General features: G+C 66.8%; 16 protein-coding genes. 11 read left to right on the top strand and 5 right to left on the bottom strand.

Annotated elements, in window-relative coordinates; all coding sequences use genetic code 11:
* From VSR34_RS23210 to VSR34_RS23200, 3 genes are read left to right on the top strand one after another with little or no spacing between them, the layout of a single operon-like run.
* Entirely contained in the window at nucleotides 1–495 is a 495-nt protein-coding gene (locus tag VSR34_RS23210; RefSeq protein ID WP_028209637.1) for a Na+/H+ antiporter subunit E, read from the top strand.
* Nucleotides 489–764 (top strand): K+/H+ antiporter subunit F, encoded by a 276-nt coding sequence (locus VSR34_RS23205; RefSeq protein WP_028209638.1) that lies wholly within the window; start codon nucleotides 489–491, stop codon nucleotides 762–764. The genes VSR34_RS23210 and VSR34_RS23205 overlap by 7 nt, the downstream gene beginning before the upstream one ends.
* 11 nt (nucleotides 765–775) lie before the next feature.
* Complete coding sequence (locus tag VSR34_RS23200; RefSeq protein WP_342963666.1) at nucleotides 776–1,186, top strand: Na+/H+ antiporter subunit G; 411 nt, start codon at nucleotides 776–778, stop codon at nucleotides 1,184–1,186.
* Nucleotides 1,187–1,192: 6 nt separating this feature from the next.
* Here the strand turns inward: VSR34_RS23200 and VSR34_RS23195 are convergent, their stop codons facing one another.
* On the bottom strand, nucleotides 1,193–2,101 hold the full coding sequence (locus VSR34_RS23195) for a LysR family transcriptional regulator (RefSeq protein ID WP_028209639.1): 909 nt from the start codon (nucleotides 2,099–2,101) through the stop codon (nucleotides 1,193–1,195).
* 147 nt (nucleotides 2,102–2,248) lie between these two features.
* On the opposite strand from VSR34_RS23195, the gene VSR34_RS23190 reads away from it, so the two are divergent.
* The 5 genes from VSR34_RS23190 (at nucleotide 2,249) to VSR34_RS23170 (ending at nucleotide 10,333) form a co-directional block, all read left to right on the top strand.
* Nucleotides 2,249–4,372, top strand: a complete 2,124-nt coding sequence (locus VSR34_RS23190) for a 3-hydroxyacyl-CoA dehydrogenase NAD-binding domain-containing protein (protein ID WP_342963665.1) — start codon at nucleotides 2,249–2,251, stop codon at nucleotides 4,370–4,372.
* 20 nt (nucleotides 4,373–4,392) lie between these two features.
* Complete coding sequence (locus tag VSR34_RS23185; RefSeq protein ID WP_342963664.1) at nucleotides 4,393–5,601, top strand: acyl-CoA dehydrogenase family protein; 1,209 nt, start codon at nucleotides 4,393–4,395, stop codon at nucleotides 5,599–5,601.
* A 10-nt stretch (nucleotides 5,602–5,611) separates the two neighbouring features.
* Nucleotides 5,612–6,760, top strand: a complete 1,149-nt coding sequence (locus VSR34_RS23180) for an acyl-CoA dehydrogenase (protein ID WP_342963663.1) — start codon at nucleotides 5,612–5,614, stop codon at nucleotides 6,758–6,760.
* A 65-nt stretch (nucleotides 6,761–6,825) separates the two neighbouring features.
* The gene (locus VSR34_RS23175; protein WP_342963662.1) at nucleotides 6,826–8,013 is read left to right on the top strand and encodes a CaiB/BaiF CoA-transferase family protein; all 1,188 of its coding nucleotides are present in this window, start codon (nucleotides 6,826–6,828) and stop codon (nucleotides 8,011–8,013) included.
* Between the two features lie 238 nt (nucleotides 8,014–8,251).
* Complete coding sequence (locus tag VSR34_RS23170; protein WP_342963661.1) at nucleotides 8,252–10,333, top strand: VTT domain-containing protein; 2,082 nt, start codon at nucleotides 8,252–8,254, stop codon at nucleotides 10,331–10,333.
* A gap of 10 nt (nucleotides 10,334–10,343) precedes the next feature.
* Here the strand turns inward: VSR34_RS23170 and VSR34_RS23165 are convergent, their stop codons facing one another.
* On the bottom strand, nucleotides 10,344–10,616 hold the full coding sequence (locus tag VSR34_RS23165; protein ID WP_042288363.1) for a hypothetical protein: 273 nt from the start codon (nucleotides 10,614–10,616) through the stop codon (nucleotides 10,344–10,346).
* A 170-nt stretch (nucleotides 10,617–10,786) separates the two neighbouring features.
* On the opposite strand from VSR34_RS23165, the gene VSR34_RS23160 reads away from it, so the two are divergent.
* Nucleotides 10,787–11,884 carry a Dyp-type peroxidase gene (locus tag VSR34_RS23160; RefSeq protein WP_028209645.1) on the top strand — a complete coding sequence of 366 codons (1,098 nt, stop codon included), beginning with the start codon at nucleotides 10,787–10,789 and terminating at the stop codon, nucleotides 11,882–11,884.
* Nucleotides 11,877–12,680 carry a family 1 encapsulin nanocompartment shell protein gene (locus VSR34_RS23155; RefSeq protein WP_028230664.1) on the top strand — a complete coding sequence of 268 codons (804 nt, stop codon included), beginning with the start codon at nucleotides 11,877–11,879 and terminating at the stop codon, nucleotides 12,678–12,680. The genes VSR34_RS23160 and VSR34_RS23155 overlap by 8 nt, the downstream gene beginning before the upstream one ends.
* An 83-nt stretch (nucleotides 12,681–12,763) precedes the next feature.
* On the opposite strand, the gene VSR34_RS23150 is transcribed toward VSR34_RS23155, so the two are convergent.
* Nucleotides 12,764–14,992, bottom strand: a complete 2,229-nt coding sequence (locus VSR34_RS23150; RefSeq protein WP_028209647.1) for a TonB-dependent siderophore receptor — start codon at nucleotides 14,990–14,992, stop codon at nucleotides 12,764–12,766.
* 344 nt (nucleotides 14,993–15,336) lie between these two features.
* Between VSR34_RS23150 and VSR34_RS23145 the strand changes: the two genes are divergently transcribed.
* A complete protein-coding gene (locus tag VSR34_RS23145; RefSeq protein WP_028209648.1) occupies nucleotides 15,337–15,657 on the top strand; it encodes a pyrimidine/purine nucleoside phosphorylase in 321 nt (106 codons plus the stop codon).
* A 74-nt stretch (nucleotides 15,658–15,731) separates the two neighbouring features.
* Here VSR34_RS23145 and VSR34_RS23140 read toward each other — a convergent pair whose 3' ends face one another.
* Together VSR34_RS23140 and VSR34_RS23135 are read right to left on the bottom strand one after the other, a co-directional pair.
* A complete protein-coding gene (locus VSR34_RS23140; RefSeq protein WP_342963660.1) occupies nucleotides 15,732–16,910 on the bottom strand; it encodes an enoyl-CoA hydratase/isomerase family protein in 1,179 nt (392 codons plus the stop codon).
* Nucleotides 16,911–16,913: 3 nt separating this feature from the next.
* Nucleotides 16,914–17,699: an enoyl-CoA hydratase gene (locus VSR34_RS23135; protein WP_342963659.1), complete on the bottom strand. Its 786-nt coding sequence runs from the start codon at nucleotides 17,697–17,699 to the stop codon at nucleotides 16,914–16,916.
* Nucleotides 17,700–17,703 lie beyond the last annotated feature (4 nt).

Genomic DNA, 17,703 nt, shown 5'->3' with positions numbered 1-17,703 from the left:
ATGCTGAAGAGGCTCTTTCCGCACCCCTGGCTCACGATCGTGCTGCTCGTTTGCTGGGTATTGCTGATGAACGACGTTTCGCCCGGCAACGTGCTGCTCGGCTTCGTGCTCGGCACCGCAATCGCCTTCCGCGTGGGCGAAGGCCTGTGGCTCACGCCCGTGCGCTTCGGCAAACCGTGGCTGCTCGTGCGGCTCTTCGGGCACGTGCTCTACGACATCCTCGTGGCGAATCTCGAAGTCGCCCTGCTCGTGCTCGGCCCGATGAAGCGCCTGCGCCCCGCGTTCATCGAAGTGCCGCTCGACAGCACCCACGAAATCGCGCTCACGGCGCTCATCAGCATCGTTTCGCTGAGCCCCGGGACGCTGTGCGCCGAACTCGCCGACGACCGCACTCGCCTCGTCGTGCACGTGCTCGACCTCGAAGACGAAGCCGCGCTCATCGCCTCGATCAAGTCCCGTTACGAAGCACCGCTCATGGAGATCTTCGCATGCTAGCCATCGTCATTCCGGTGTCGTTCGCGATCCTCGGGCTCGCCTTCCTGCTCACGCTCGTGCGCCTCGTGCGCGGGCCCTCGCTGCCCGACCGGCTAGCCGCGCTCGACACGCTCAACATCAACGCGATCGCGCTGATCGTCGTCTACGGCATCATGCTGCGCTCGACGGTCTTCTTCGAGATCGCGTTGCTCATTGCGGTGATGGGCTTCGTCGCGACGGTTGCGTTCACGAAGTACCTGCAGCGCGGCGATATCATCGAACTGAACTAGCGGGGCTCGTCATGCAAACCTTCATCGAAGCCATCGTCTGCGTGCTGCTTTTGCTGGGCAGCGCGTTCACGCTGATCGGCGCGATCGGCCTCGCACGCCTTCCGGACTTCTATATGCGCCTGCATGGCCCGACCAAGTCGACCACACTCGGCGTGGGTGGCGTCGTGCTCGCTTCCGTGGTCTATTTCAGCGCGCATAGCGATTTCGCCAGCCTTCACGAAGTGCTGATCCCGGCGTTCCTGTTTCTCACCGCGCCCATCAGCGCCCACATGCTCACCAAGGCCGGCATTCAGCAGCGGGTTGCGATTTCGGCCGTCACGCGCGGACGGCCGGCCGTCACCGGCGCCAGCGCCAGCGCTAACGCAAGCGGCGAACGCGCGCGAGACGCAAGCATGGATGAGAAACCGGCGCGCGACGCCTGACGCCCGTCACGCCGCCGCGCCGCGCCCGGTCTTGCGCGCCTCGCCCAGCACGTAATCGATGAAGGTGGATGCCGCCCGCGTGTGGTGGCGGTTCGGCATGTAGAGCATGTACATGTGCGTGCCGAAGATGCTCAAACGCCACGCATCGAGCGACGTGACGGCCGCGCCCTGGCGGATGTCGTCATGCATCACGTAGTCGGGCACGATGCCCACCCCGAGCCCGGCGAGAATCGACTGGCGCAGAAACAGGAAGTTCTCCGAAATGATCGATGGCTCGAGCAGCACCTCGTGCCGGTCCTCGTTCAGATAGCCGGCAAGGCGCAGTTGCCGCCCCACCACCGTTGCCGTAATGACGGGCGCGCGCGCGAGATCTTCGAGGGTTTGCGGCATGCCGTGCCGCTCGGCCCACGCCGTGCAGGCGCACGCGATGTACTTCACCGGCCCCATGTCGCGCGCCACGAGATTTTGCGGCGGCTCGTGCATCACGCGCACGGCGATATCCACTTCGTCGCGCAGCAGGTCTTCCACGCGATTTTCGAACATCACGTCGAGCACGATGCCGGGATACAGGCGCTTGAACTCGATGAGCCAGTCCGACATGACGAGCTGCCCATAGCCGCTCGGCACCGAAAGACGCACGCGCCCCTGAAGGCTCTGGCCCAGGGTGGAAACCGATTCGCGCGCCGCGAGCAGCGCGTTCTGGATGGCGCGCCCGTGCTCGTAGAGCTTAAGCCCAATCTCGGTCGGCTCGACGCGGCGCGTCGTGCGGCGCACGAGCTGCAAGCCGATCGACTTTTCCAGGTGATTCAGGTGATAGCTCACGTTCGCGCGGCTCATCTTGAGCCTGCGAGCGGCCTCGCTCAGGTTGCCCGCGTCGAGAATTTCGACGAGCAGGGTCAGCGCATTGACGTCCATGGCAAGTTCGCTGTCAAAGGTTCTTTGACAGTCTGTCAATCAACGATGGGATTGTCAATTAGCCCTGACGCGCCGAGAATCGACCCGAACATAGAACACTTGCGGCCTGGCGCCCCAGTCCGGCCCTCATTCTGGAGACAGCATCCCATGGCATCCGATCCGCTGAACGCCTCGCCCGTCACCCACGAACTGCGCGGCAAGGTGCTGCTCGTCACCGTCGACAATCCGCCCGTCAATGCGCTTGGCGTGGATGTGCGCCGCGGCCTCGCCGCCGCCATCGAGCACGCCGAGGCGAACGACGCCGTGCAGGCGGTGCTGATCGTCGGCGCGGGGCGCAATTTCATCGCCGGCGCGGACATTCGCGAGTTCGGCAAGCCGCCTCAGCCGCCCGCGCTGCCCGACGTGTGCAACCGCATCGAGGCGTGCCACAAGCCGGTGATCGCCGCCATTCACGGCGCGGCGCTCGGCGGCGGCCTCGAAGTGGCCCTCGCGGCGCACTACCGGCTTGCCGTGGCGGGCGCGAAGCTCGGCCTGCCCGAAGTGCAGCTGGGCCTGCTGCCCGGCGCAGGCGGCACGCAGCGCACGCCGCGCCTGATCGGCGCCGAAGCCGCGCTCTCGCTCATGCTCAGCGGTCGCCACGCAAGCGCACAGGAAGCGCTCAAGCTCGGACTCGTCGATCGTGTGGGCGCGAGCGACGACATTCTCGCCGAAGGCCTCGCGTATGCGCAGGAACTGCTCGCGGGCCAGGCACCGGTGCGCCGCACGCGCGACGCGCAGGCACTCGCGGACCGCGCCGCCGCGCAAGCCGCCATCGACGCCGCGCGCGCCGACACCGCGAAGAAGTCGCGCGGCCTCTTCTCGCCGCTGAAGATCGTCGATTGCGTGCAGGCCGCGCTCGATCTTTCGTTCGACGAAGGTCTGCGCTTCGAGCGCAAGCAGTTCGTCGAATGTCTCGAAAGCCCGCAGCGCGCGGGCCTCGTGCACGCGTTCTTCGCCGAGCGCGAAGTCCAGAAGGCCCCCGAAACGAAGCGCGCGAAGCCGCGCGCGATCGAATCGGTGGGCGTGGTCGGTGGCGGCACGATGGGCGCGGGCATTGCCGTGGCCGTGCTCGACGCAGGCCTGCCCGTGACGATGATCGAGCGCGACGACGCCGCGCTCGCTCGCGGCCGCGCGCACGTGGAGAAGGTCTACGACGGCCTGATCGCCAAGGGCCGCATGAAGCCGGAAGCGAAAGACCAGATTCTCGCGCGCTTCAATGGCAGCACCTCGTATGGCGCCCTCGCGAACGTCGATCTCGTGATCGAAGCCGTGTTCGAGGACATGGCCGTGAAGCAGGCCGTATTCGCCGAACTCGATCGCGTCTGCAAGCCGGGCGCCGTGCTCGCGACCAACACCTCGTATCTCGACATCGACGCCATCGCGGGCAGCATCGAGCGTGCGCAGGACGTGGTGGGCCTGCACTTCTTCTCGCCCGCCAACATCATGAAGCTGCTCGAAATCGTGGTGCCGAAACAGGTGAGCGCCGACGTCGTGGCCACCGCGTTCGAGTTGGCGAAGAAGCTGCGCAAGGTGCCCGTGCGCGCGGGCGTGTGCGATGGCTTCATCGGCAACCGCATTCTCGCGGTGTTTCGCACGGCCGCCGATCATCTGATGGAAGACGGCGCCTCGCCGTACCAGATCGACAAGGCCGTGCGCGAATTCGGCTTTCCGATGGGCCCGTACCAGGTGGTCGATCTCGCGGGCGGCGACATCGGCTGGGCCGCGCGCAAGCGCCGCGCCGCCACGCGCGACCCGAAGGCGCGCTATGTGCAGATTGCCGACCGCATTTGCGAGCGCGGCTGGTTCGGCCAGAAGACGGGCCGCGGCTTCTATCTCTACCCCGAAGGCGCGCGCACCGGCACGCCCGATCCCGAAGTCGAGGCGATCATCCGCAGCGAGCGCGAGCGCGCCGGTGTCGAGCCGCGCAGCTTCACCGACGAAGAGATCATGCGCCGCTACATGGCCGCGATGATCAACGAAGGCGCGAACGTCGTGCACGAGAAGATCGCGCTGCGCCCGCTCGACGTGGACGTCGCGCTGCTCTACGGCTACGGCTTCCCGCGCTATCGCGGCGGCCCCATGAAATACGCCGACACCGTGGGCCTCGCCAACGTGCTCGCCGATATCCGCGAGTACGCTAAGGAAGACCCGATCTTCTGGCGCCCCTCGCCGCTGCTCGTCGAGCTCGTCGAGCACGGCGAGAATTTCGCGAGCCTCAATCAATCGGCCTGATACGCACGGAGCACCGGCACATGGACCTGAAATTCACCGCCGAGGAAGAAGCGTTCCGCAGCGAGGTGCTCGCGTTCCTCGCGACGCGTCTGCCGCAGCGCATCGCCGACAAGGTGCGTAACGGCAAACGCCTCACGCGCGACGACATGGCCCAATGGCATGCCATCCTCAACGAAAAGGGCTGGCTCGCGAATCATTGGCCGAGGGAGTACGGCGGCCCCGGCTGGAGCGCCGTGCAGAAGTTCATCTTCGAAAACGAATGCGCGATTGCGGGCGCGCCGCGCATCGTGCCGTTCGGCGTGAACATGCTCGGCCCGGTGCTCATCAAGTACGGCAGCGAGGCGCAAAAACGCTACTGGCTGCCGCGCATTCTCGACGGCGCCGACTGGTGGTGCCAGGGCTATTCGGAGCCGGGCGCGGGTTCCGACCTCGCTTCGGTGCGCACGACGGCGGTGCTGAAAAAAGATAGCGACGGCGACCACTACGTGGTGAACGGCCAGAAGACGTGGACCACGCTCGGCCATTACGCGAACATGATCTTCTGCCTCGTGCGCACCGCGACCAATGTGCGCAAGCAGGAGGGCATCAGCTTCCTGCTGATCGACATGAACTCGCCGGGCGTCGAAGTGCGGCCGATCATCACGCTCGATGGCGAACACGAAGTCAACGAGGTGTTCTTCACCGACGTGCGCGTGCCGGCGGCGAACCTGGTTGGCGAAGAGAACAAGGGCTGGACGTACGCGAAGTATCTGCTCACCTACGAGCGCACCAATATCGCGGGCGTGGGCTTCTCCGTGGCCGCGCTCGACCGTCTTAAGCGCGCGGCGCAACGCGTCACGCGCAACGGCAAGCCGCTCGCGGAAGATCCGCAATTCGCGGCGCGCGTCGCGAAGGTCGAGATCGATCTGGAGAACATGAAGACGACGAACCTGCGCGTGATCGCCGCCGTGGCGGGCGGCGGCGTGCCGGGCGCGGAGAGCTCCATGCTCAAGATTCGCGGCACCGAGATCCGCCAGGAGATTTCGTCGCTGCTGCGCCGCGCGATGGGCCCCTATGCGGCGCCGTTCGTCGAGGAAGCGCTCGAAGAAGGTTATGCGGGCGAGCCGATCGGCCCCGACGAAGCCGCCAGCGCCGCCGCGCAGTACTTCAACAACCGCAAGCTGTCGATCTTCGGCGGCTCCAACGAAATCCAGAAAAACATCATCTCGAAGATGATTCTCGGTCTTTGAGAGGCTCGCCATGGACTTCCAGCACACTGAAGACCGCCGCATGCTTGCGGATACGCTCAACCGCTTCCTCGCCGAACAGTACGGTTTCGATACACGCGATACAATCGCGCGCTCCACGGCAGGATTCAGTGCCGACATGTGGCGGCGGTTCGCCGAACTGGGCGTGATCGGCGCACTGTTCGACGAGGCCGACGGCGGCTTTGGCGGCGCGGGCTTCGATGTCGCCGTCGTGTTCGAAGCGCTCGGGCGCGCGCTCGTGATCGAGCCGTTCCTCGATACGCTGATCGTCGGCCGTGCGCTCGCGCATGCGGGCAGCGAGGCGCAGCGTGCGCGCATCGCGTCGTTCATCGACGGTACGCAGATCGCCGCGCTCGCGCACGACGAGCCGGGCTCGCATTACGAGGACGCACGCGTCACGACGCGCGCGGAGAAGGACGGCGCAGGATGGGTGCTGCGAGGCGCGAAAGGCGTCGTGCAGCACGCGGAGCACGCAGACGTCCTGCTCGTTTCGGCGCGCACCGCATTCGACAACCCCGGTGGCGAATTCGACGAAGCCGGCATCTCGCTCTTCCTCGTGCCGCGCGAGGCCGCGGGCGTGAGCGTGCGCGGCTATCGCAGGATCGACGGCGGACGCGCGGGCGAAGTGACGCTCGACAACGTCAAGCTCGGCGCCGATGCACTCGTCGGCGCGCAAGGCAGCGGCTTCGCGACGCTCGAGCACGCGCGCGGTTACGGCCTCCTCGCGCTGGCGGCGGAAGCCTTGGGCGCGATGGACGTCGCGCGCGACTTCACGCTCGAGTACCTGCGCACGCGCAAGCAGTTCGGCGTGGCCATCGGCAGCTTCCAGGCGTTGCAGCATCGCATGGCAGACCTGCTGCTCGAAATCGAGCAGGCGCGCTCGGCGGTCATCAACGCGGCAGCGGCCATCGGCGCGCCACGCGCGCAACGCGAGCGCGCGGTTTCGGCGGCGAAGTACACGATCGGGCGCATTGGCGCGCGCGTGGCCGAAGAGGCGATCCAGCTGCACGGCGGCATCGGCATGACGTGGGAGTTGCCGCTCTCGCACTATGCGAAGCGACTCGTGATGATCGATCATCAGCTCGGCGATGAGGATCATCATCTCGCACGCTATATCGCGTTCGCGCGCGTGGCGGCCTGAGCCAGTATGAGGAGGACGAGGCGAAGGCACACCCTTCCCTCCTCGACGAACCCGGAGACTTGCTCATGCAAGGCGACACCCAAGGCCTGCCGCTGTCAGGCGTGCGCGTTCTCGATCTGTCGCGCGTACTGGCGGGACCCTGGAGCGCGATGGTGCTCGGCGACCTCGGCGCGGAAGTCATCAAGATCGAGCACCCCGAGCGCGGCGACGACACGCGCGACTGGGGCGTGCGCGTCGGCCAGACCGAAACCGCGTACTTCAACAGCGTGAACCGCAACAAGCGTTCGATCACAGTCGATCTGCAAACGCCCGAAGGCCAGCAGATCGTGCGCGAGCTTGCGAAGACCATCGATATCCTCGTGCAGAATTTCAGGTTCGGCGGCGCGGAAAAACTCGGCATCGGCTATGAGCAGCTGAGCGCCGAAAATCCGCGGCTCATCTATTGCTCGATTTCCGGCTACGACCGCACCGGCCCCGAAGCCGAGCGCCCCGGCTACGACCTCGTCGTGCAGGGCGAAGCGGGCCAGGCGCCCTTGAAGTTCGGCGTCGCCGCCGTCGATCTGTTCACCGGCATGTATGCGGCGCAGGCAATCCTCGCGGCGCTCTACGAACGCCAGCGCACCGGCCGCGGGCGCCATATCGAAATGGCGCTGTTCGATTGCGGCCTCATGATCACGGCTTACTACGGGCTCGAAGCGCTGCTGATCGGCGAGGATCCGCCGCGCTACGGCAACGCGCATCCGTCGATCGTGCCATATGGCGTGTTCGATGCGGCAGATGGTCCGCTAGTCATCACGGTTGGCAACAACGCGCAGTTCGAGCGCTTTTGCCGCGAGGTGATCGAGCGCCCCGACCTCGCCGGCGATGGGCGCTACACGACCAACATCCTGCGCGGGCGGAACCGCGAAACGCTCTTGCCGGAGCTCACGCGCGAACTGGGCAGCCGGCCTCGCAGGCTGCTGCTCGAACGGCTCGCGCGCGCAGGCATTCCGTGCGGCGAAGTGGCGGGGCTGCGCGAGGCGCTGCTTTCGCCGCGCGCGACACAAGGCGGGCTCGTCACGCAGCAGCCGCATCCGCATACGGAAAGCGGCACGACGCCCGTGCTCGCGCCGCCCTGGCGCTTCGACGGCGAGCGCATGCCCGTGCGGTACGCGCCGCCGCAACTGGGCGAAGCCACGCAAGCGGTGTTGCAATCGGCACTCGGTTATTCGGCGGAGAAGCTGGCCGAGCTGAAGGACAAAGGCGTGATCTGATTCATCCCGGGCGCGGCGCGGCACTCTCATCGCCAAATGGCGGCCGGGCGCGCCGCCTGCGCTCTTTGCGCGCCGCCCCCGGCGCTGGGCCTCCTGCCGCACGGAGTTGCGCGCGCCCGGTAATATGGCGCCTGAAGGCGCGCGCGCCGCTTGCTGCCGTTGGCTACGAGCGGCGCGCCGGCATCCCTCCAACCTCGCGGCTCCTTGCGCGAGCGCCAAAAACGAACCCGCCCCGCCGATGGAGCACGCCTACGATCATTTGCTGCACCTGCTGGCCGCGCATGCCACGTGGACGCTCGCCTTTGTCTTCGTCGCCGCTTTCCTCGAATCGCTCGCGTTCATCGGCACCTTCATCCCCGGCAGCACGGCGATGTTCATCGCGGGCGCGTTCGCGGCCACCGGTACGATCAATCTCGGCTGGCTCTTCGCGTACGCGATCGCGGGCGCCGTGGCCGGCGACGGCGTGAGCTTCTGGATCGGCCATCGCTACCGCGGCTCGCTCACGCAGATGTGGCCGTTCAGCCGCCATCCCGCCATTCTCGAGCGCGCGCAGGCCTATTTCGTGAGCCACGGCGCGCGCAGCGTGATCCTCGCGCGCTTCATCGCGCCGCTGCGCGCCGTGGTCCCGATCGTCGCGGGCATGGCCGGCATGACGCCCATGCGCTTCTTCGTCATGAACGTGGTCTCCGCGCTCATCTGGGCGCCCGCGCACATCGTGCCGGGTGTCGTGTTCGGCGCGTCGCTCCAGCTCGCGGGCGCGGTGTCGTTCCGGCTCGTCGTCGTCATCGGCATCGTCGCGCTGGCGGTTTGGCTCATCTGGCGCGTCGTGCGCATGCTGCTCCTGCACATCGACAACTGGGCCAGCGAGTCGCGGCGCAGCGCGGCGCAGTGGGCAGCGCAACATCCCGGGCCCGCCGCGCGGCGGATCTCCCGCCTGCTCGACCCGGAGCAGCCCGCGCTCCTCCACGTCATCGTGATGACGGGCCTCGTCCCCGTCTTCGCGGCCGTGTTCTCGTATGTGCTCGGCAACGTGCTGCGCGGCGCGCCGCTCGTGCAGGTCGACCAGTCGGTGCGCCAGTTCCTCCAGTCGGTCCGCACCACCTGGGCCGATGCGGCGCTCGCGCGCGTCGAAACGCTCGGCAGCACGTGGACGCTCGCGGCGCTCATCGCGACCGCGGCTATCTGGATGCTGCTCGAGCGGCGCTGGCGCACGATCGCTTACTGGACGATCGCGGCCGCCGTTTCGCAACTGCTCATCGTCATCCTGCGGTTCGCGATCCACCACGCGGCGCCGGGCGGCGGCGTCAGTGTCGAAGCCTATGTGTTCCCGAGCGACCGCGTGGCGTCGATGGTGATCGTCTACGGCTTCGTGATGTTCCTGCTCGTGCGCCGCGCGAGCATGCTCGAAGCCGCGCTAGTCGCCGCGCTGGGCAATGCGATCATCGTGTCCGTGGCGTTTGCGGGGCTCTACTTCGACCGCTTTCTGTTCTCGGACGCCATTGGCGGCGCCGCCTTCGCCTCGATCTGGGTGGCGGTCGTGGTGCTCACCTCGCTGTGGCGCTATCCCAAGCGGCCGCCGCAGCGCGTGTTCGTGCCGCCCATCGTGCTCCTCGTCCTGGTCGCCGCGTTCTTGCTGCAGACGGTGGGGCCCGGGCGCCCAAGCGTGCCCCCCACGACGGCCTCCAGCGCGCCACCCGTCGTCGTCACGCAGCTCCAGTGGAGCGATTCGCTGTGGCGAACGCTGGCGTGCTATCGCTTCGATATGAAAGGCGTGCGCCGCGAGCCGATGACGATCCAGTGGGCAGCGAGCGCCGACGATCTGCGCGCGGCGCTGCGCGACGCGGGTTGGACCGAGGGCCCGCAGATCACGGTGAGAAGCGTGCTATCGCTCGTCGCACCGAACGTCGACGTGATGACGCTGCCCCTCCTGCCGAAGCTGAACAACGGCGTGCCCTCGCCGCTGGTGTTCGCCCGGGCGCACCTCTCCAGCGATACGGGCGATAAGGGCGATGCCGGCGAGCCGGGCAACAAGCGCGACGTGCTGCGCTTGTGGCCGTCGGGCTATGCGCTCGCGCCGCGTCACGCGGCAAACGGCGAAGGCGGCGAGCCCACGCCGGTCTGGGTCGGCTCGCTCGTGCACGAGCGGCTGCGCCGCGGATCCTGGCCGTTCAACGTGGTCGCGACCTACACCACGGACCTCGCCGCCGCCGCCGACCTCGCTGCGCCCGGCCAGCCTGCGGACTGGCGCACGCTCAGGTTGCCGGGCGCAGTGGGCTGCGACGGGCGGCCCGTCAAGCTGATCGTGCAAGGCGGCCGGTAAACCCGCAGGCTCAAGCCGGGCTCTCGCCCCAGCTTCCCGTGGCATGGAAGCGGTCGATGCGCTTGCGCGCGTCCGCGTAGGCGGCGTCGAGCGCGGCGTCGGGGCCCGTGTAGTTGCGCATCATGTCGTGAAAGCGCACGCTGCGCCCTTCGACGTGCGCGTCCGCGCCGTGGCGGCAAATGTAGCCGCTGTAGTGGAACAGCGGTTCGGGCGAACGCGGCCCGAACGCCGGAATCGGCAGCACCCAGATCTCGAAGCCTTCATGCTCGGTGTGGTCCCACATGGCGTGTCTCCTGTCGATCCCTGACGCCGATTATCGTCGCACGGCTGACCACTCGCCTGCAAACGGCCCGTTTGCGCGAGTTTGGCTAAACTACGCGGGCGCAGCGGAATGCAAACCCCGCTTCACGACCCGGCTTCACAGCCCGACTCTCCAGCGAAACCTACATCATCATGACGCCGGCCTCACTTACGCAGGAACCGCAGTCCGTCTCAAGCGCCGTCACGCGCAACGCGTTTTTCATCGTCGCGACCGTCAACGAAGACGCCGCGAGCCGCGCCACGGTGCGCGCCTGGTGCGCCGACGTCGCCAACCTCGTGCGCGCGGTCGGCAAGCGCGTGCCGGCCGGCAATCTCTCGTGCGTGGTGGGCTTTTCGTCCGACGCCTGGGACAAGCTGTTCGGCGAACCGCGGCCGGCCGAGCTGCATCCGTTCCGAGAATTCGGCTCGGGCGAGCGCAAAGCCATCGCCACGCCGGGCGACCTTTTGCTCCACATTCGCGCCGACGAAACCGACCTGTGCTTCGAGCTCGCCACGCAGCTCATGACGCGCCTGGAAGGCGCGGTCACGACCGTGGACGAAGTGCACGGCTTTCGCAACTTCGACATGCGCGCGATCATCGGCTTCGTCGACGGCACCGAGAATCCCACTGGCAACGAAGCGGCCCATTTCACCGTGATCGGCGAGAACGAGGATCCAGACTTCCGCGGCGGCAGCTACGTGCTCGTGCAGAAGTACCTGCACGACATGAAAGGCTGGAACGCGCTTTCGGTGGAGGCGCAGGAGCACATCATCGGGCGTACCAAGCTCGATGACATCGAACTCGACGAAGCGGTGAAGCCCAGCTGGTCGCACAGCGCGCTCACGACGCTCGAAGACGACGCGGGCAACGAAATCAAGATCCTGCGCGACAACATGCCGTTCGGCCGGCCCGGCTCGGGCGAATTCGGCACCTACTTCATCGGCTACGCGCGCTCGCCGAAGCCGATCGAGCAGATGCTCGAAAACATGTTCGTCGGGCTGCCGCCCGGCAACTACGACCGGCTGCTCGACTTCAGCCGCGCCGTGACCGGCGGCCTCTTCTTCGTGCCGTCGCAGCCGCTGCTCGAAGCGCTCGCCGCGGTCGACCCCGCAGTCGACCCGGCCGCCGCGCCAGGTGTCGAGACGAGCGCCGCCGATTCATCGGAAACACAAACCGAGCCTGCCGCCGCGGCCTGCGCGGACGGCTCGCTCGCCATCGGATCCCTCAAAGGAGCACCCCGGTATGAATAACCTCCATCGCGAGCTGGCGCCGATTTCCGCGGCCGCGTGGTCGCAAATCGAAGAAGAAGTCGCGCGCACCTTCAAGCGCTCGCTCGCGGGACGCCGCGTCGTGGACGTCAAAGGGCCTGGCGGCCCGGCGCTCGCCGCCGTCGGCACCGGCCACCAGAACGGCATCGCGCCGCCGGTCGAAGGCATCCGCGCGCGCCAGCGCGAAGTGAAGGCGCTCGTCGAACTGCGCGTGCCGTTCGAGCTCTCGCGCGACGCCATCGACGACGTGGAGCGCGGCGCCGAGGACTCCGACTGGCAGCCGGCCAAGGACGCCGCCACGCGCCTCGCGTTCGCGGAAGACCGCGCGATCTTCGACGGCTACGCGGCCGCGCAGATCACGGGCATTCGCGAAGGTACGTCGAACCCGGTTCTGCCGATGCCCGCCGACATCGCCAGTTACCCCACGGTCATCGCCAGGGCGCTCGAACAGTTGCGCCTGCAAGGCGTGGACGGCCCGTACGCGGTGCTGCTCGGCTCCGACGCGTACACGTCGGTGAGCGAAGCGAGCGACATGGGCTATCCGATTCTCGAGCACATTCGCCGGCTCGTGAACGGCGAGATCATCTGGGCGCCAGCGATTCAAGGCGGCGCGATCCTGAGCACGCGCGGCGGCGATTTCGCGTTCCACCTCGGGCAGGATGTCTCGATCGGCTATGCGTCGCACGACGCGGACAGCGTCAAGCTCTATCTGCAGGAGAGCTTCACGTTCATGATGCTGACTTCCGAGGCTTCGGTGGCGGTGCGCGCCGCGGAGTGATCTCGCATCGACGTACCGTCGATACGATACAAAAGGGGCGCTTCTTTGCGAGCGCCCCTTTTTCGTGACTCGCCGTTCGCGTGTCACTGATAGAAGTTCAAGGTCACCACCGCCGAACGGCCCGGCGCCCACGTCGCGTAGATCGGGTAGGCGCTCTGGTAGTAGGCCTTGTCGAAGATGTTGTTCACGTTGAGCTGCAGATCGATCTTCTTCGACACGCGCCACGTAGCCGCGGCATCGAAGCGCGCATAACCCGGTATCCACTTACGCGTAGTCGCCGAAACCGACGCATACGTCAAGCTCGAAACCGTTGCGCCCGCACCCACCGTGAGTTTCGGCAGCACGTCGTAGCTCGTCCACAGCGTGAAATTATGCTTTGGCACCATCACCATCGGCAGGCCGGAGAGCGTCGGGCTCGCCGGGCCCGCGTCGGTCGTGATCGCGTCGAGGTACGAGTAGCCGCCGAACACGGACCACTTGTTCGTCACGTTGCCCGCGAAGCCGAATTCGAAGCCGCGCACGCGCTGTGAACCCGCATTGATGGTGCCGCCCAGGCCGTTGCTCACGCGCGCATTGGTCTTTTCCGTCTGGAACAGGGCCGTGGTGAGCGAGAGGCGCTGATCGAGCACGTCCCATTTCGCGCCCACTTCGATATTGCGCGAACGCTCGGGCGCGAGATCCTTGTTGGTCGCCGTGATCTGGTCGGTGCCGCCGCCAAGACCCGAGTTCGAGCCCGGCGGATTCGCCGAGGTCCCATACGACGTATAGAGGCTCAAGTTCGGCACCGGCTTGAACACGAGGCCGAACTGGTAGCTGAAGAGATTCGACGTGTTCGAGAGATCGGCCACGCCCGCCTGCTGGGCGGTCACGTCGTAGCGGTCGAAGCGCAGGCCCGCGTTGAAGATCCAGCGCTCGGAAAGCTGCACGCTGTCGAACATATACGCCGAAGCGGTATTCGTCTGCGTATGCGTGGCGGGGCCCGGGAAGCTCTTGTCGCCGTTGAGGACTATGCTGCCCGTCCACGGATTGTCGGGATTCCAGTTGTTGATCGACGCGCAGTTGTACGCCACCGAGCACGGGCCGCCCGTGCGGATGTTGTTGCCCGCCGAATCTCGCACGAGATAGCCCTCGTACAGGTTCTGCTCGTGGCTGAACTCCGCGCCCGCGGTGAACGTATGGCGCATGCCGTAGAGGTCGAACTTCCCGTTTGCCTCGGTCTGGTTGGCGACGCTGTTGGTCGCGTACTTGCCGCTCTTGGCCTGCAGGCTGAGGATGTTCGAGGTCGCGCTCGTCAACTGCGGATTGGTCGCGACGTAGTCGAGCGTCGAGCGCCCGAACATCGTCGTGTTCCTGATCTTCCACGCGTCGTTGATGCGGTGCTCCACTTTGACTTCGCCCGTGTCGGTCTGGCCGTAGCGGTAGTCGCGCGTGTTCAGGCCGTAGAACTGGCCACGGTTGGACGACACCGGCGTGCCTCCCGTCGAGCGGAACGGCACGCTGAAGTCGGGCATGTCGTAGCTGTTCAGGTGGTAGTAACTCACCGTGACCGTGGTGGGCGTGTTCAGGCCGAATGCGACCGATGGAGCGACGCCCCAGCGCTTGCTGTACACGTCGGTGCGGCCCGGCTGGTCGGCGTCGTGGCCCATTGCGTTCAGGCGGATCGCCGTGGTGTCGTTGAGCTTCTGGTTCCAGTCGACGGTGGCGCGGCGGAAGCTATCGGTGCCGAGGCCCACGCTCCCGTTGATGAAGTTGTCGGCCTGCGGCGTTTTCGTCGTGATGTCCACGCTGCCGCCAACCGCACCGCGCCCGGCATACACGGAGTCCGGGCCCTTCACGACGCTGATGTTCTGCACAGCGAAGGTTTCGCGGTTTTGCACGCCCGTGTCGCGCATGCCATCCACGAAAATCGAATTGCGCGATTCGAAGCCGCGAATCACGGGACGGTCCGCCGACGGATTCGCCGCCGCGTCGCCGCCGAGGAAGGTGATGCCCGGCACCGTGCGCAGCGCGTCCTGAAACGTCGTGACGTTCTTCTCCTTGAGCACTTCCTCTGGAATCACGGTGATCGAGCGAGGCGTGTCGATGAGCGGCGCGGTGAACTTGTACGAATCGAGCGATTTCGTCTGCATGTCGGACGGCGCCGAGATAACCTTCACCGCGGGGAGCGTGCCCTCCGCGGCGGCGGTGGACGGTGCGGCAGCTGGCGTATCGGCGGCGGGCGCCGTCTGCGCGTGAACGATTGACGATGCGAAAAGACCGGAGCAGTAGAGCGCGGCGGCCGCGCGCCTGGGCGTCGGGAAATGGACGGGCATGAGTGTGCGAGCTGGTCGGTGACGGACCTCCTTTCGCTGCAGCGAGCGTCACACACCCCCTGCGCTATGGAAACCCGGCGGATTGTCTTTTTTTGCGAATGCGTATGATTCTCATTCGTGATTGCGATTGTAATGACAGGTTAGATTTGTGTAAACGCTTGGTGAGAAATTTGCCGCAAATGACTCGACGGCCTGCGAAGCGCCTCGCATCGGCTCGCAGCGGCCGCCAACGCCCGAGCGGCGTTGCCCAGACCGCCGCGACTGCCGGTATGATGGCGGCCTTGCCCCGGACGACGCGTCGTTCCGGCGCCCGATTCCATCCACGAAGACAGAGGAAGACCGCCATGACGGCAGCAGCGCAATTCGATCAGGTTTCCGTAATCAAACGTGCGAACGTCTACTTCGACGGCAAGTGCGTTTCGCACACCGTGCTGTTCGCCGACGGCTCGCGCAAGACGCTCGGCGTGATCCTGCCGGGCACGCTGAACTTCGGCACCGACGCCGCCGAGCTGATGGAAGTGCAGGCCGGCCAGTGCCGCATCCGCCTGGCAGGCACCGACGAGTGGAAGACCTACGGCGCCGGCGAGTCGTTCTCGGTGCCGGCCAGGAGCCGCTTCGACATCGACGTGATCGAGACGCTCGACTACGTTTGCAGCTACCTGTAAGCGCTGCGCTATCAACGACGCCCGCCGCGTGACTCGCGGCGGGCGTTTTCGCTCCCGGCGTTTGCGCTCCCGGCTTACGCGCCGAGATCCGCGAGCGGATGCGCCTCGCCGCGCCAGGGCGAAGCAAGAAAATGCCGCACGCGCTCGCTGCGGACTTCGACGAGCGTTGCGGGCGCCCAGCGCGGCTTGCGGTCCTTGTCGACGAGATGCGCGCGCACGCCTTCGCAGAAGTCGCCCTCTTCGATCGCGCGGCCAACGATGCCAAGCTCCATGCGGAAGCACTCGGCGAGCGTCATCTGCCGCCCGCGCAGCAGCGCCTCGCGCGTGACTTCGAGCATCGTGGGGGAATAATGCGTGAGCGCTTCGAGCGTGGCTTCGAGCCAGGCCCGCTCGGACTGCGAATGCACGCGTTCGAGATCGGCTCGCAGCGAGGCGACGATCTGCTCCACGCTCAGGCGGGGGTCGAAATGGCGCACGATGGCCGGCGTGAGTGCAGCGAGCGCGCCTTCGCCCGCCTCATGGCATGGCGCGACGAACACCTCGCGCAACACAGCGCGCACATCGCCTGTCCACTGCGCGGCCGCGAGGCGCGCCTCGTACCCATCGAGCCATTCGCCGGGCACGCAGGCGTCCGCCAGGCGGCAGTGCACGGCATCGGCACCGGCGAGCATCGCGCCGGTCAGGCCCACGTAAAGCTCCAGCTCGACAGGCATTTTCGCGAGGAAATGCGTCGCGCCCACGTCGGGCAAGAGGCCGATGCGTGTTTCCGGCATCGCGATCTTCGTGCGCGACGTTGCTATGCGCAGCACCGCCGCCTGGCCGAGGCCCATGCCGCCGCCCATCGTCACGCCGTCTAGCAGCGCGACGACCGGCTTGGGGAATGTGTGCAACCGATAGTCGAGCCGATACTCGTCGACGAAGAATTGCTGCCAGCCGTCAGCGCCGTCGCGCGCGCTTTCGCGTGCAAGCTGGTAGAGCGCGCGCACGTCGCCGCCCGCGCAGAAGCCCTTCGGGCCCGCGCCTTCCAGCACGAGCGCGACGATGGCGTCATCCGTGCGCACATGCTCCAGCAGTTGGGTCAGTTCGCGCACCATGGCGTGCGAAAGCGCGTTGAGCGCGGCCGGACGATCGAGCGTGACGATCGCCACGCGGTTGACCACGCGAAACAGCACCTCCTTTTTGGCTTCCGTAGTGGCCGGCTGAGGTGCGGCCGGCTGAGGCGTGGCCTCGACGGAAGCGGGTGTTGCATTCATTGCTTAGTTCTCCGTTTCAATATGCCAGCGCGGCTTGCGTTTCGCGAGGAACGCGTTGACGCCTTCGCGCTGGTTGGGCGAATCGAACAAATCGACGAAGCGCTCGCGCTCGACCGCGAGCGCCGCGCCGCGCGGCACGCCATTGCGCGCCTGATGGATCAGCGATTTGCTGGCGCTCACCGCTTCCGGGCTCAGCCCGGCAACGCGAGCCGCCATCGCGAGGGCCGCGTCACGTGCGCCGCCCGTCGCGACGACTTCCTCCACTAGACCGATGCGCAGCGCCGTTTGCGCATCCACGCGCTCGCCCGTGAGGATGATGCGCTTGGCCCAGCCCTCACCAACCAGCCACGGCAGGGTTTGCGTGCCGCAGCCGCAAGGCAGCAGCCCCACGGCGGGCTCGGGCAGCGCGAGCTGCGCGTGCTCCTCGGCGATGCGGATATCGCACGCGAGCGCGCACTCGAGGCCGCCGCCCATCGCATAGCCGTTGATCGCGGCGATCACCACGGGCCGCGCCTTCTGCAGCGCCTCGAACGCCGCGCCGAACGCGCTTGCCGCCGTACGGGCGACGTCGCGGTCGCCATCGGCGAAGGCATTGAGGTCTGCGCCCGCGCTGAAGAACTTCGGCCCGCTGCCGGTGACGACGACGGCCCGCACCTGCGGCTCGCGGTCGAACGCCTCGATCACCTGCTGAAGCTGACGCAAGCCGTCGATCGTGAAGGCGTTCGCCGGCGGGCGAGAAAGCGTGAGCAGCACCACCGCGCCATCATGCGCGTACTCGAATTCGATCATTTCG

The sequence above is a fragment of the Paraburkholderia sp. JHI2823 genome, assembly GCF_038900695.1.
GTDB classification, from domain to species: Bacteria; Pseudomonadota; Gammaproteobacteria; order Burkholderiales; family Burkholderiaceae; genus Paraburkholderia; species Paraburkholderia mimosarum.
Note: the sequence above shows the minus strand (reverse complement) of the source record. Positions and strands in the feature narration are given on the sequence as shown.

Excerpts from the sequence above, each read along its gene's own strand:
- VSR34_RS23160 (WP_028209645.1), top strand. The coding sequence starts at position 10,787 with ATGACGCCGGCCTCACTTACGCAGGAACCGCAGTCCGTCTCAAGCGCC.
- VSR34_RS23155 (WP_028230664.1), top strand. The coding sequence starts at position 11,877 with ATGAATAACCTCCATCGCGAGCTGGCGCCGATTTCCGCGGCCGCGTGG.
- VSR34_RS23185 (WP_342963664.1), top strand. The coding sequence starts at position 4,393 with ATGGACCTGAAATTCACCGCCGAGGAAGAAGCGTTCCGCAGCGAGGTG.
- VSR34_RS23175 (WP_342963662.1), top strand. The coding sequence starts at position 6,826 with ATGCAAGGCGACACCCAAGGCCTGCCGCTGTCAGGCGTGCGCGTTCTC.
- VSR34_RS23195 (WP_028209639.1), bottom strand. The coding sequence starts at position 2,101 with ATGGACGTCAATGCGCTGACCCTGCTCGTCGAAATTCTCGACGCGGGC.
- VSR34_RS23180 (WP_342963663.1), top strand. The coding sequence starts at position 5,612 with ATGGACTTCCAGCACACTGAAGACCGCCGCATGCTTGCGGATACGCTC.
- VSR34_RS23165 (WP_042288363.1), bottom strand. The coding sequence starts at position 10,616 with ATGTGGGACCACACCGAGCATGAAGGCTTCGAGATCTGGGTGCTGCCG.
- VSR34_RS23190 (WP_342963665.1), top strand. The coding sequence starts at position 2,249 with ATGGCATCCGATCCGCTGAACGCCTCGCCCGTCACCCACGAACTGCGC.
- VSR34_RS23140 (WP_342963660.1), bottom strand. The coding sequence starts at position 16,910 with ATGAATGCAACACCCGCTTCCGTCGAGGCCACGCCTCAGCCGGCCGCA.
- VSR34_RS23170 (WP_342963661.1), top strand. The coding sequence starts at position 8,252 with ATGGAGCACGCCTACGATCATTTGCTGCACCTGCTGGCCGCGCATGCC.
- VSR34_RS23205 (WP_028209638.1), top strand. The coding sequence starts at position 489 with ATGCTAGCCATCGTCATTCCGGTGTCGTTCGCGATCCTCGGGCTCGCC.
- VSR34_RS23145 (WP_028209648.1), top strand. The coding sequence starts at position 15,337 with ATGACGGCAGCAGCGCAATTCGATCAGGTTTCCGTAATCAAACGTGCG.
- VSR34_RS23200 (WP_342963666.1), top strand. The coding sequence starts at position 776 with ATGCAAACCTTCATCGAAGCCATCGTCTGCGTGCTGCTTTTGCTGGGC.
- VSR34_RS23210 (WP_028209637.1), top strand. The coding sequence starts at position 1 with ATGCTGAAGAGGCTCTTTCCGCACCCCTGGCTCACGATCGTGCTGCTC.
- VSR34_RS23135 (WP_342963659.1), bottom strand. The coding sequence starts at position 17,699 with ATGATCGAATTCGAGTACGCGCATGATGGCGCGGTGGTGCTGCTCACG.
- VSR34_RS23150 (WP_028209647.1), bottom strand. The coding sequence starts at position 14,992 with ATGCCCGTCCATTTCCCGACGCCCAGGCGCGCGGCCGCCGCGCTCTAC.